The sequence below is a fragment of the Nocardia sp. NPDC051030 genome, from assembly GCF_040683015.1.
In the GTDB taxonomy this organism is placed as follows: Bacteria; Actinomycetota; Actinomycetes; order Mycobacteriales; family Mycobacteriaceae; genus Nocardia.
This window is the reverse complement of the sequence record NZ_JBFBCD010000008.1, coordinates 220,669-233,860: the sequence shown is the minus strand read 5'-3', so window position 1 is coordinate 233,860 and position 13,192 is coordinate 220,669. Positions and strand designations below refer to the sequence as shown.

The following is a 13,192-nucleotide window of genomic DNA, read 5'->3' as shown; positions in this document are numbered from 1 at the left end:
GGGCGCGCGGCCGGGTGGGCGCTCGAGGATCAGCGTTCTTGGCCTCAGCGGTCGGTCTCCTGGCCTCAACGGTCAGTGATGACGTAGGTCTTGGCGGCTCTGTCGTGCCAGCCTTGTCGCGCGGGCCCGCCGAGGTACACCGACAGCGCGCACAGCGGCGTCCAAAGTTCACACACCAGAGTGGGCAGGAACAGCACCGCCCAGCGGGTCCAGGCGGCCCCATAGCCAATGCCGGACCCCGGTGCCGCGGCGGTGTCGGCATCGACCACATGGATGCCGACGACTCGCTTGCCGAAAGTGGCTCCCTGCGTGGCGGTCAGCCCGATTTCGTAAGCGGCGCTCACGGCGAACGCGAGGAGCGCGATGAGCACCAGCGCTTCGGCTCCCCGATCGGAGGCGGTCCGGCCGGGTTCGCGTGCCGCGTCGGTGAGAATGAACGCCGCGGCAATGCCGACCGGAGTACCGACGATCAGGGTGTCGAGGAGTCGTGCGCCCAGCCGGGCGCGCGGGCTCGCCGCTTCGAAGCGGCCGGAGGGCAGAACGACGGTGTGGCGGTGAGGTGGGCGCATAACCGACACGATCGGCGCGGTCGGTTTCGCGGGCCACACGGTGCAAGAGGGAATTGCTGATCAGGGCAGGCGACTTGGTTTCCGGACCGGAATCACCCTGCCCCGGAACGCCGTCGACCGCCCGCGGGTCCCCGTGCCTGCGGGCGGTGTCGACGTGGCCACTACCGACTAGTCGTCGTAGTCGGTGGCGGTGCTGCCATTGCGGGAGCGCGACGCGGCGCGGGCGCGGCGGCGGGCAGCCTGGAGTTCGGCGAGTTCCTGTTCCAGTGTTTCGGCGATCCGGAACTGGCCGGTGTCATAGACATTGAGCGGCGGTACCGGATCGGTCAGGTCGGCGAGGGGGGACTTCTCCTCCTCGGCGGCCGGACGTGATTTGGCGGTGGCCGAGGTGCGGCGTTCCTTCTCCTTCTCGGCGGACTTGTTCTCTGCGGGTTTGGCGGGCTCCGAAGGGGTTCGGGGCGTCGCCTCGGTGCTGTCCACGATCGTGTGTGCTTCCGCCTCGGGAGCCTTCTCCGGCGCGACGGGCGCGGCGGACAGGGCCGGGGCGGAGGTGGCTACCGGCGCGGGCCCCCGCGTAGGAAAGGTCACCACGGTGGGAAGCGTGCGGCGGAGCTGTTCGGCCGGGTCCGGCAAATCCCGGATCTGGTCGGTGGCACGCACGATGGCGAGACCGTAGCGTGCCGCGGCCGCATTGTGGATGAGCAGCGCGACACCGATCATCACCGGAGCGATGGCGTGGACCGCGACCTCGTACCAGCTGCCGTCTTTCAGGTACGGGTAGGTGTTCAGCATGACCGTCAGGGTCAGCAGCGCCAGCTCGGCGACCACGACCTGCTTGCGGCTGTCGAGCACACCCCATTCGGCGACCTTGGTGGTGCCGATCATGATGATCACGAGGCAGACGCTGATCATGCCTTCGAGTAGATAGCTGAACCAGTACAGCGGATCGCTCGGGCCACCCGGGGCGATATTGTGCTGGACATTGACTGCGGACCAGAGCATTCCGGCCGCGACGACACCGGCGAGCGCGCGCTGCGACCACGCGCGGTGTTTGTACAGCGACGCCAGTTTGGCGTGCGGGCTGGATTCTCGCCGCTGTGCGGCGATCGCCTTGCGAGCGAGCAGCAAGTCGCGAATGTCTGCCTTCTCAATCTCTTCGGTGGTCTGCCTGGCACGGTCGGCCGTGGCGGCGAAGGCCTCGGCATGCTTCCAGCGCTGCGCGCGCTCCTGCTCGCGAATGCGCTCGGCTAGGTCCCGCTCGGCGTGGAGCTCTTTTTCGGACAGCGCCTCGGTGAGAGCAGGATCGTATTGATAGGCCAGCCGACCACGGGCTTTCTCGACCCGCTGTACCAGCTGGGAGACATCGTCCTCATGCGGATGTTCGATCGTCATCTGGACTCCCGTCCAAGGAGAGTCGATGGCTGACAGGTGATCTCGATAGGGATCGGCACGGTACACATTTCTAGTCGATGTACCGCCATCGGCGAAACTGTTGATTTGCCAATGGTCCAATCCTTACGGCGCGCCGCGCGATGACACGCGGAATGTGTCGTCTTTCGGGGGGTTACGGGGTTGCTGCCGACCTGCGGTTCCAGGGGGGTTGCCGACCGGTCCGGACCCATCCCGGCCCGGCAAACGAACGATTGCCCGAAACGGAACTTTTACAACAACATTCACACTTCGGTCAGCTCTTCGGTCAGTGGCATCGCGCCCTCGAGGCTGTGGGGGAGGCGGCGGCGGTCCGGGGAGCCCAGGGCGGCGGCGAGGTCGGTGCCGTCGTGTTCGGCCAGGAGTTCGTCGGTATCCCAGACGAGAAGGGTTGCGCTGACTGTGTTCTCGGCGGCGGAGTGGGCGAGGTCGTAGTGGGCGCAGGCGGGGACGTGGGCGTAGGTGATCCACAGGTCGTAGCCGGTCATGAACAGGTCCAGGTCGAATTGGACACTGAGGCCGAGGAGTTCGCTGCGGCCATTGTCGTCGACGCCCGCGAAGGCCTCGTCCAGGGCCAGCAGGCGGGGGGCCTGCGGGTCGGCGGTGTCCAGCATGACGTGGGCGGCCGCGAACAGCGGGAGGTGCAGGGAGACCGACTGTTCGCCGCCGGACAGGGCGCTGTGGCGGGCCACGGTGAGGCGGTCCTCGGTGCCGTCGGCGGTGATGATGCTGAACGAGAACACCCGCCAGGTGCGGTAATCCAGGGTGGTGGCCAGGATCTCCGGGTAGGAGCGCTCCGGATGGGCGGCGCGGGCCGCGCGGATCTCGGCGGCGAAATGCGCTCGGATGGTGGACAAGTCCTCGGGGGTGAGGTCGGTGGAGTCCCGATCCAGGAGCTTGCAGACCGCGCGGGCCGGTTCGGGCAGATTGTCGGCCAGCACCCAGTGCACGCCGATGGTATTGCCCGAGGACATGCGCCGGGTCTTCATCTCCGAGCCCATGCGGGAGATGAGATCGCGGGCGTCGCTGGTGCGTTCGTGGATCTGCTGCGCGAGACCGGTGAGCAGCGCGTCCTCCAGAATGCGGCGTTCGGCATCGGTGAGCAGCAACTCTTGATCGCGGCGCGCGCCGCCGATGCGTTCGGCGAAATCGGCCAGCGCGGACAGGCCGTGATCGTCATGCACCTGCACCACGGTGAGGCCGTCGGCGGCATCCCAGTGCAGCCGGTAATCCTGCCGGGCCGCGGTCAGCGCCGCGTCGAACTCCTGCAAGGCGGTGGTGACCGCACTGCGGGTCGACTTGCGCGCCGCCTCGCCCGCCCGTACCGAAGCCGTTGCGGTGGCGAGGTTCTCGAACAGCTCGGACACCTCGTCGGGCAGCACCTTCGGCTCCTGCTCCGGATCGGCGTTCTCGATCCGGTACAGCAGCTGCTCGGGCGTGGACCAGGCCGCATCACTGCTCGGCCAGCGACTCTCGGCCGGTGCGCCGAGCAGGCTCAGCAGGTCCGGCCGCGCATACGGGGCCAAATGCCGCACATCGGCCAGCAATTCGGTGAGCGCGGTACCCAGCGCGGCATGCGCGGCCCGATGCGCGCCCTCGGCCGCACCGACACCCTCGATGGCCTCGCTGGCAGCCTTCCGGGCAGCCTTCTGCTCGGCCCGAGCCGCCTCGATCCGCTCCCGAGCGAGATCCAGCTCCCGATCGATATCGGCCGCGCCGGCTCCCAGCGCCTCCCGCAGCGTCTCCAGCTTCCGCAACTGCTCGTCGTATCCGGCGCGCGCGGCCTCCGCCTCCTCCGCGAACGCCTCGGCGAGATCCTTGGCTTCCAGGTGGCGATCCGTAGCCTCCCGAGACCGCTCATGCTCGCGCTGATGATCCCCGCGCAACCGCAACAGCGCCGTACCCGCATTCTCGAAATGCCGCACGGCAGCGGCCAATGCATCCAATTCAGCCGGATCCCGAGGCGCCCGATGCTCCGCCGCGATAGCCCGAACCTTCTTATCGGCGGCCGTGTACTCACTCACCGCCTGATCCAAATCCCGCTCGGCCTGCCCCGCCGCCTCCGACCGAGACCGCAACATCCCCGCCGCCTCCGAAACGGCCCGCAACGCCGCGGTAACCGCCGTCGTGCGCGGAAGCGCCTTGGCAGCAGCCGAAACCCGCCCCAGCTCCTCCGTAGCCGCCCGTTCCTCGGCCTTGGCGTGGTCGACTTCGATCTCGGCCGCCTCGATGGCAGCGGCCAACTCAGCCAGCCGCAACTCCCGCCGCCTCGCCCGCGCGGTGGTACCGATGAACTCAGCATCCGCCTTGCAGTGCTTGCCAACCTGCACACCCTGCCGATACCGGCCATCGGTGGCGATCGTGAGTTGCCCGTCGGCTCCGACGCTCGTGGCGGCGGCACCGGCTGCCTTGCGTCCCTTGCCATTGGCGGGGGCGTCACCAGCGGTCTCGGTGGCGGTACCGCCGCCGTCGGCGAGAACCGCTGCGGCACCCGCGACGCCGACCGAATGGCGTCCGGCCGCAGCACGTGCCGAAGCCTGTGCGACCGCGGAGTTCTCCGCAGAGGTACCGGCGTCGTGCAGCGCGATCGAGGCCAGCACATCGGACACCGTCTGGCGGGGAACCGTGAGCGCGTCCGAGTCATCCTCGACCACAAGCACATCGGCGAGGGTGCGCCCGGAAGGGCGATCCTTCGGTGGCAGCGGCACCAGGAACTGGTCGGAGGCGTGCGCGGGAAGATCTGCCTCCGCGCACACCCAGCCGTCGAGCAGATTGGCGGCTTGGAGGGCGGCCTCGATACCGGCGGCGGCGCCGGGGCCGACATTGTCGGCGAAACGGACAAGTTGCCACAGTGGCGCACCCGGACGGCCCGTGCGCGCATCGGTGCGGGCGGTGAAAGCCGGTGGGGCGTCATCGCGTTCGGCGGCCACCTGAGCGCGCTCGGTGCGCAGGTCGGTGGCGCGGGCGGCGGCCTGCGCGGCGCGCGCCCGAGCTTCCTGGCGGCGGCCGCGGATCTCCTCCGTCAGGGGCTCGGTGCGCTCCGCGAGAACTTCTGCGGGGGTGGCAGGTACGGCACCTTCCTCGCTGCCGCTGCCGCTGCCGCTGCCGCTGCCGCTGCCGCTGCCGCTGCCGCTGCCGCTGCCGCTGCCGCTGCCGCTGCCGTCCGGCGCGGAGGCAGCTGCTTCCTCAGCATCGTCGGAGTGGGAGACGCCCTTCGTTTCCGCTCGTGCGGAGGTCTTTCCGGCTTTCGACTGGCCCTGGCGGCCCTTGCCGGGCGGGTCGGCGCGCACGATATGTTCGGTACCGGCCTGAGCCAGGGCGTCATTGACGGCCTCGAAGAGCTCATTGCCGAGTGGGGTGTAGACCTCGCGGTGGGTGTCCCACCAATCGCGGAGGGAGACTGCGGTGTTGGAGCGGGCGAGGGCTACGTGGGCTTCCGCTTCGGCGAGTTCGGCGGCTGCGGATTCGCGGAGTTCGGTGGCGCGCTGGGCGGCTCGTTCGGCCCGGGTGCGTTCGGTTACGGCGGCGTCCACCAGGGTCAGGGCGCGGCGGACGGCTCGGACGTCGGCGTCGCGTTCCTCGGCGTGGCTGCGGACCGTGGTGGTGAGGTGGTCGGCTCGGGCCTGTTCGGGGAGGGCGGTCCAGGGGATACCGGCTTCCTCTGCGACGGAACGGAGTTCGTCTTCGCCACGGGACAGGGCGGAGGCGGCATTGGTGACGGCTGCCTGGGCGCGTTCGGATTCTTCGCCGCGCTGGTCGACGGTTTGGTGCGCCTTCAGGGCCTTGTCGCGGTGGACCGCGGAGGAGGTTTCCAGGCGGCGGACGGCGTCGGCGAGGTCGTCGAGCTGCTGCTTGCCCTCGTAGGCGCTGGAGCGCTGCAGGGTCTCGCGGTCGGAGAGGGACTGTTCGTAGGCGCGGTCGGCATCCTCGGCGCGGGTTTCGGCGGCGGCGCGGTCGGTGTCGCGGCGCTTGCGCAGGGCGGCGGCCGCGTGCAGGGCGGTCCCGGCGTGAGTGACGGCATCCAAGCGGGTGCGGACCTGGTCGATATCCGTTTTCGCCTGCACGGCAAGGTATTTGCGATAGACGCCGACGAAGGCGCGGGTGGCGGTGTCGGCCTGGACCAGGCCCTCGAGGGTGCGGCCGACCTCCTCCATATCGCTGAAGGAGCGGGCGGCGTCCAGGATGAGCTGCTCATCGAGGGGGCGCAGACCGTCGGTGAGCGCCTGCGAGAGCCCGCGCGGGTCGAGGTTCTTGGCCAGCTGGGGGCGGCGCAGTGTCAGGATCAGATTGATCAACTGGTCGTAGCGCTGCTGGCCGAGGCCGAACATGCGGGCGTCGATGGCGGCGCGATATTCCACCGGCCGGTCCACAATGGCGTCGGAGCCGATCTGCTCGGCCAGTTGCTTGCGGGTGAGCGGGCGATCATCGGGTCCGAGCAGCGAGAAGTCCACGCCCACACGGCCATCCGCGACGAAATACCAGCGCGTCACCTTGTCCTGGGAGCGGGTGGCGCGCATGCCGATGCCGACGGTCACGGTTTCCGGGTTGTCCCAATTGCCGCGCGCGAACTCCATCCACACATACGAGTACGCCGATTCCTGCTTGCGGTACAACAGGTTCGACTTCATGGTGCGCTCTTCACCCGCGAACGGGTTGAGCCGGCGCGGCTCGATCCGCCCGTCCAGCACGAACGGGAACAGCACCTCGAGGGCCTTGGTCTTACCGGAGCCATTGGGCCCGCGCAGCACCAATCGCCCGTCGGCGAAACAGAACTCCTGATCCCGGTAGTCCCACAGATTGACGATGCCCGCGCGGGTGGGGACGAAGCGGACGCCACCGTGAATGAGGTCTGCCATCAGTTCCCGGATCCCTTCTCTGTCGAGGCGATAGTGCCCTCGGTTTCGGCATCGTCGCCGACTTGCGTTGGGGAGATGAACAATTCGGTTTCCGCGCGGGTGCGAATGGTGACGATCGCGCCGCGATAGCGGGCCAGCGCGGGCATGATCAGCAACCCGCCGTCGACCAGTTCCACCAGTCGCAGCCGCTCCAGCAGCCCGACCACCTCGCCCATCAATCCGGGGACGTCGGCCTGCCACTGCGCGGCGAAGGTCGCGCCATAGCGATCGGAGAGCATCTGCACGGTGTCGCGTATCCAGGAGGACTCGATGAACGGGTACTCCGGAATCTCCGGCTCCTGCATCTCCGAATCCTCGTCCGGCGCAAAGATATCGAACGAATCCGCCAGCGGCGCGAACACGGTCGTCATCGGAATCGCGGAGTCGAGCTGCTCCACCAGATCGGTGAGCGGCCGATCCGGGCGCGGCCGCCGCGCCACCGGATTGTCGATATCGAGCACCAGATCCGCGACCTCACCGGCCAAGAGCAGCGCCACTTGGGCGAGCGTGCCGGTCCCGGGGAACCGCACATCGGACAAGCGCCCCGAACTATCGATCAGCGCCACACCCTCGGCCCGGCGCTCGGCCCGCAGCCCGGTCACCTTCTCGACCTCACCGACCAGCTTCTCCTGCCCCAGCAGAATCCGCTCGGACTCGTCCAGCTCATCGGCGTACACGACAGGCCGCTCCACCAGCGCTCGCCGGATCTTGCGCGCCGCGGAAGCCGTTGCGGGGGAGCGGGTATCGCCGCCACCCGCCTCCTCCCCGAGCAGTCCCGTCACACTCTGCAGGTGCTGCAATGCCCGCGGCGGCCGGAACAGCGCGAACACCACGGCCCGGTCAATGTCGTACAGCGCCTCCCCGGCCTCCGGATCCGAAGCCCACCCGCCCGCATCCCCATCGGCGAGCGTCACCGCCCCCCGCGCCGCCAGCCACCCGACCGCATCCACGAACGCATCCCGATCCGCCGCCCGGTCGGGAGCCAACTCCAGCCCCTCCACCCGCTCGGTATACGAGGCAACCTGATCAGCCAACTCGGACAACGTGATCTGATCCCCCGCCCGCCCCAACGCGGCCAGCCCGAGCGCGAGATAGGCATAACGCCGTCGATCGAACAACCGGTCCCCGGTCGTGCGCGCAGGCTGCCCCGCATCCAGCCGATCCAACACCGGAAACAGCCGCGCCGTCGTCTCGGTAACCTCCAGCCGATACCCGAACAGCTCGCCCAGATCCTCCCGCAACTCGGTCGCCCACCGCCGAATCAACGGCAGCGCAATACGATCCGGATAGGTCCGAGTCACCAGATGATTGGCCAGCATGACGCGGGCAGCCCGCTGATAGGAATCCAGCGCCAAGGAGTCAATCGACCGCGCATGCATCAGCGTCCCCCCTCAACCGTGGTCCCAGAATCCAAAGGCCGAGCATGCGGCTGTGTGGGTACCTTCTCGGCGTTTGCCTGCACAGTTGCATGCTCACGGGCGGCATCGCCGGGTACTGGGTCGGCCGGTGGGGTGGGGCTGCCGGGTCGGGGTGCGGCGGGCCGGTTCTGTTTGGCCGCGGCGGATTTGGTCTTGCGGATGGTGGCGGTTTCACGGACTTGGAGTCGCCGGTTGTTGAGGTGGAGGAGGCCGCGGGAGGTGCGGACTACCGTGGAGCCCTCGTGTTCGGACACGGTGAGGGTCACGCCGCTGTCGGAGCCGGTGCTGCTCACCTGGCCGCTGACCGGGACCCAGGCGGTGGAGGCGGCATCTATCAGGCGGAGCAGGACTTCGGTCTCGCGTTCGTCGAGTTCGCGTTCGTGCACATCGGCGGCGGCCAGGGATTGCGCGGCCTCGGCGCGGGCCCGTTGGGAATCGAGTTGGGCTTGGCGCAGGCGGCGGATGCCCGCGTCATTGCGCTGCAATCGGGCGGGTGCGCCGGGGGTGGGCGGTCGGCCCGTCTCGGCGAGGGTGCGGGCGATCTCCAAAGGTGGTGCGTCCCACCAGGATCGGATGGCGGGAATGACATCGGCGTCCGGATGTTGCATGGCCAGATGCCGTGGGCGGCCCAGCCCGAATACCGCGTCGTAGAGCGCGTGCGCGGCATCGGCGGTCGGAGTGGCCGTGAACCAGCCCGCGAGATGCCGCAGCGCCGATTCCCGGCTGACCCCGCCCTTACGCGTCTCGGTGACCCGCCGCAGCAGCGAGAGCACCGCCGCGATTGCACTCATGGTGGCTTCGCGTAGCCGTTCGCATTCGGTGAGCCCGCTCTCGGTGCCGTCCGCGACGAACCATCCGCGCAGCCCCTGCCAGCGCGCCCGCCAATCCGCCTCGCGCTCGGCGTGATTCATCAGCACCCGCTCATCGCATCGTGCCGCCCGCTCGAGCAGATCCTCCACGCCGGTTTCCTCGACCTCGAGAATGGCGGTGGCCAGCCGCGGCGCGAACCGCGCGAGATCCATCGAGAACTCGCGCATATGCGCCAGCAGCGCGTCCTTGTGCGCTAGGAACGCCTCGGGCGTGATCTCGGTGGCCCGCACCAGATCGCCCAGCGTCAGATAGAAGTGCGCCGCCCGCTCGGCCATCTCCGACAGTGCCCGATCGAGGCGATTCAGCACCCGATACACGCGCGGCGCATCCCCGGTCCGGTTCGCCTCCGCGAGCGTATTCAAATCGGCCAGCAGTTCCGGCAACACCAGCCGCGAGAGCGCGGCCTCATCGAGCCGCGCGTCCAGCACATCCGCCACCGCCCGATATGCCTGGAACCCGGCCTGCGAGAACTGATACACGAAGTGCCGATTCCGATACTCGGCCAGCGTCGCCGCCCGAGTCCCGTCATAACTGCGCTCCAGCACCCCCCACTGATGCAACTGCTCCAGCAATGGCCCGATCTCGGTAGCCGTCAACCCCGGAGCCCCCGGGCAACGATTGAGCGTCTCCACCACGTCCGAGGCGTGCAACAACACCACATAGGCGGCCCGGGCGGTATCGAACGCCCGCAACACCCACAGGTAATCCCCCCGTTTCTCGGCCGTGGCGAACGAGAACAGCCGCAGCCGATCAGCATGCGGGATCTCCTCGACACCGGCCCCTGGGGGGTCGGGCAGCAATCCGTCAGCGGACTCGGTCACCGGCAGTAGGTTAGTACGCCGCACCGACCGCCCCCACATTGCGCCGCGCGTCGGCGCGCCAACCCCCAGCCTCCGCCCGTTTTGCCCTACAGCCCGACACTTCGCCAGCCCCATGAACTGGACATTCGACCGTCACAATGATGCCCCACCACCCTCAACTGTGAGCCGCCGAACAAATGCTCAGAGGCCGGGCCGAGCTACTCGCAGCGCGGGCCGATCAGGGCGAGGGCGGTTTCGACTGCCACGGGAATGATTTCGTCCACGTCGCGCCCGGCTTCCACGGTGGAGGCGATGAGTTCGCGGAAGCCGCCGAAAAGGATGGTGGCCATCTGGCGGGTCGGGGGGTGTAGGCCCTCCGAGTGGAAAGCCGGTGTGGCGGTGAGATTTTGGATCAGGTCGACGAAGGCGTCCGCGGTATCGCGATGGAGTTGGGCGGCCCGCTCGCCGAGCGCGGGGGTGTCGCGAATCCAGGCGAGGGTGATGGAGGTGTCCTGTTGGGATGCGGCGATCCAGGATTCGACCGCCTGCCGGACCTGGGTGCGCCACGGGGCGGAGGGATCCACCGCCGTGTAGATCTCGCGAATGGTTTCGGTATTGCGTTCGGTCAGCAGGGTGATGAAGCAGGCCTGCTTGTCCGCGAAGTGCTCGTAGAAGGTGCGGCGCGAGGTGCGGGCGTAACGCACCACATCGGCGACGGTGGCGTCCTTGTAGCCGCGTTCGCGCACGGCCGCGGCCATGCCATCGAGCAGCCGCCGCCGGAATGCGGATTCGGCGGCGGCGTCGGTGCTGGTCAGCTCGGCTCGAGTCACGACGACCAGGGTAGTTTCTCCCTCCCCGCCGCCCGGGCACCCGCCCGCTCCATGACGAAGGACAGCACATCGAAATAGTGGGTGGGGGCCACCCGGGTGAGAATGTCGAACAGGTAGGCGTCCGGGCCGACCAGAATCCGCGCCTTACCGCGTTCCACTCCGCTACAGATGATCTCGGCCGCCTTCTCCGCCGAGGTCATGGCCAAGGCTTCGAATTCGGTGACCATCTGCTCGCGCGTGCGGCCCTTGCCCTCGGGATCCTTACGCACCCGGGCATTGCGGGCAATATTCGTGGTGATGCCGCCCGGATGCACGGTCACCGCCGACACCCCGGTGCCCCGCAGTTCCTGGCGCAGTGCGTCGGTGAACCCGCGCACCGCGAATTTCGCTGCGCAGTAGGCGCTTTGATATGGCATCCCGGCCAGCCCGTACACGCTGGAGGTATTCACGATCGCGCCGCTGCCCTGCTCCACCAGGAGGGGCAGGAAGGCGCGCGTCCCGTTCACCACGCCGTCGAAATTGATCTGCCGCAACCATTCATCGTCCTCGGGCACCGAGTCCAGCACCGTGGACGCCACCGCCACTCCGGCATTATTGAACACCGCCGCCAGCGGACTGCTAATCCATTCCTTCACCTCCCCGGCGAAGTCGACCTGATCGAGGGCGTCCCGCACATCCAGCACCCGGCTCAGCACGGGACCGGGCATGCTGGCGGCGGTCTGTTTCAAACCGTCGGCATCGATATCGGCGATGGCCACGGGCGAGCCACGGCGAGAAAGGAATTGGGCGAGTCCCCGCCCGATTCCGGAGGCCGCGCCGGTGATCATCACCGGGTGACCGGACAGTGGTCTAGAGGTACGAAGCATCGGTGCTCCTGGGTTCGGCGATGCGGTTGTGGGCGTCGACCGGGTGCTTCGGGGCACGCCGATGGACCACGGCGCGACCCTTCTTCGCGGGAACCAGTGCGACACCGCGGAAGTGCGCCCGCTCGTCCGGCGCGTCCGTCGTCTCCAGGGTGAAATCTCGCAGCAGCGTGCGCAAGACGATATTCATCTCCATGGTGGCGAATGCCGCGCCGATGCACCGGCGCTGGCCGCCCCCGAAGGGAATCCAGCTGAACGTCCCCGGCCGCACGCCCACGAACCGATCCGGATCGAAGGCCCGCGCATTCGGGAAGAGTTCCTCATTGTCGTGCATCAATCGAATGCTGACCATCACATGCTGCCCGCGCGGCAGGGTCCATCGCCCCAGCTGCATGGACTCGGCGCGCACCTTGCGCGCCGTCGCGTCGATGACCGGTCGCACCCGCTGCACCTCCAGCAGGGTCGCCTCGCGCAGCGCCGAGCCGCCCGAATCCGCCTCCGCCACCAGTCGATCCAGGATGTGCGGATGCCGTCGCAACCGTTCCACGGTCCACGCCAGCGAGGTGGCCGTCGTCTCATGGCCTGCGGTCAGGAGCGTCAGCAGCTCGTCCGCGATCTCCTGCCGCGTCATGGCCGATCCGTCGTCATAGCGCGCCTGCAAGAGCATGGCCAGAATGTCGTGCCGTGCGCCCAGCCCCGGATCCTCGGCTCCCCGCGCGATCATGCCCGCGACGATCTCGTCGTATTGCCGCCGGTATTGCGCGAACCGCGCCCAGGGTCCGAATCGCCCCAGGAACTTTCGCGGCACCGGCACCGCCGCCAGCGCCGACCCGACCAGCACCAGCTTCGGCAGTAGCACTCGCAGTCGCTCGAATTCGGCTCCCTCCGCACCGAATACGGCCCGCAGAATCACATTCAAGGTCAGCCGCATCATGGAATCCATGGTCGAGAATTCCCGGCCCGACGGCCACGAGGCCATCTCCTTGACGGCCTCCTCCTCGATCAGCTCCTCGTACACCGCCAGCCGCCGCCCATGAAACGGCGGCGCCAGCAGCTTCCGTTCCTTGCGGTGCTCATCCCCGCGCAGCGCGAAAAGTGAACCGCGCCCGAGAAATTGACCGAGGTTGGCGTCGATATTGTCCGCCAGCTCACTGCCCGCGGTGAACAGCGTCCGCACCTCGGCGGGATCCGATATCACCACCGTGGGGCCGAAGCGCGGCATGTGAATCACGAACGCCGACCCATATTTCCGATGCAGCCGCCGCCAAGCCCGCGTCCGCCCCACCAAAATCTCCGCGCCCTGCACGATTCCCGGCGTCGAAGGCCCCGCGGGCAATGTCACTGTGGTCATCAGCCACTCCCAGCTTGGTACTCCTATGTACCGCCCTGACGGTACGCCGCCGTACCAACTGTGGCAAGGGTCACTCCCTGCCAAGATCGCCCCAGGTGGGCGCTGCGCACTTCACCCACGTTTCTGTTCTCGACCAACGCAATTGGGTGGGTGGAGAGCAGCAGGCGT

Annotated in this window: 8 protein-coding genes; all 8 read right to left on the bottom strand. The window is 68.3% G+C overall.

Annotation, left to right across the window (positions count from 1 at the left end; genetic code table 11):
* Positions 1-65: 65 nt before the first annotated feature.
* Positions 66-569: an RDD family protein gene (locus tag AB0N05_RS26625; RefSeq protein WP_364698583.1), complete on the bottom strand. Its 504-nt coding sequence runs from the start codon at positions 567-569 to the stop codon at positions 66-68.
* A 168-nt stretch (positions 570-737) separates the two neighbouring features.
* Complete coding sequence (locus tag AB0N05_RS26620) at positions 738-1,961, bottom strand: hypothetical protein (RefSeq protein ID WP_364698582.1); 1,224 nt, start codon at positions 1,959-1,961, stop codon at positions 738-740.
* Between the two features lie 281 nt (positions 1,962-2,242).
* Positions 2,243-6,853, bottom strand: a complete 4,611-nt coding sequence (locus tag AB0N05_RS26615) for an SbcC/MukB-like Walker B domain-containing protein (RefSeq protein WP_364698581.1) — start codon at positions 6,851-6,853, stop codon at positions 2,243-2,245.
* The gene (locus tag AB0N05_RS26610) at positions 6,853-8,271 is read right to left on the bottom strand and encodes a TIGR02678 family protein (RefSeq protein ID WP_364698580.1); all 1,419 of its coding nucleotides are present in this window, start codon (positions 8,269-8,271) and stop codon (positions 6,853-6,855) included. The genes AB0N05_RS26615 and AB0N05_RS26610 overlap by 1 nt, the downstream gene beginning before the upstream one ends.
* Positions 8,271-9,926 (bottom strand): TIGR02677 family protein, encoded by a 1,656-nt coding sequence (locus AB0N05_RS26605; protein WP_364699103.1) that lies wholly within the window; start codon positions 9,924-9,926, stop codon positions 8,271-8,273. The genes AB0N05_RS26610 and AB0N05_RS26605 overlap by 1 nt, the downstream gene beginning before the upstream one ends.
* A 272-nt stretch (positions 9,927-10,198) precedes the next feature.
* Positions 10,199-10,810: a TetR/AcrR family transcriptional regulator gene (locus AB0N05_RS26600; protein ID WP_364698579.1), complete on the bottom strand. Its 612-nt coding sequence runs from the start codon at positions 10,808-10,810 to the stop codon at positions 10,199-10,201.
* Positions 10,807-11,676 carry an SDR family NAD(P)-dependent oxidoreductase gene (locus AB0N05_RS26595; protein ID WP_364698578.1) on the bottom strand — a complete coding sequence of 290 codons (870 nt, stop codon included), beginning with the start codon at positions 11,674-11,676 and terminating at the stop codon, positions 10,807-10,809. The genes AB0N05_RS26600 and AB0N05_RS26595 overlap by 4 nt, the downstream gene beginning before the upstream one ends.
* On the bottom strand, positions 11,660-13,024 hold the full coding sequence (locus AB0N05_RS26590) for a cytochrome P450 (RefSeq protein WP_364698577.1): 1,365 nt from the start codon (positions 13,022-13,024) through the stop codon (positions 11,660-11,662). The genes AB0N05_RS26595 and AB0N05_RS26590 overlap by 17 nt, the downstream gene beginning before the upstream one ends.
* Between the last annotated feature and the right edge of the window lie 168 nt (positions 13,025-13,192).

What these genes read in the sequence shown, in the direction of transcription:
- AB0N05_RS26625 (WP_364698583.1), bottom strand. Translation starts at nt 569, where the DNA reads ATGCGCCCACCTCACCGCCACACCGTCGTTCTGCCCTCCGGCCGCTTC.
- AB0N05_RS26620 (WP_364698582.1), bottom strand. Translation starts at nt 1,961, where the DNA reads ATGACGATCGAACATCCGCATGAGGACGATGTCTCCCAGCTGGTACAG.
- AB0N05_RS26615 (WP_364698581.1), bottom strand. Translation starts at nt 6,853, where the DNA reads ATGGCAGACCTCATTCACGGTGGCGTCCGCTTCGTCCCCACCCGCGCG.
- AB0N05_RS26610 (WP_364698580.1), bottom strand. Translation starts at nt 8,271, where the DNA reads ATGCATGCGCGGTCGATTGACTCCTTGGCGCTGGATTCCTATCAGCGG.
- AB0N05_RS26595 (WP_364698578.1), bottom strand. Translation starts at nt 11,676, where the DNA reads ATGCTTCGTACCTCTAGACCACTGTCCGGTCACCCGGTGATGATCACC.
- AB0N05_RS26590 (WP_364698577.1), bottom strand. Translation starts at nt 13,024, where the DNA reads ATGACCACAGTGACATTGCCCGCGGGGCCTTCGACGCCGGGAATCGTG.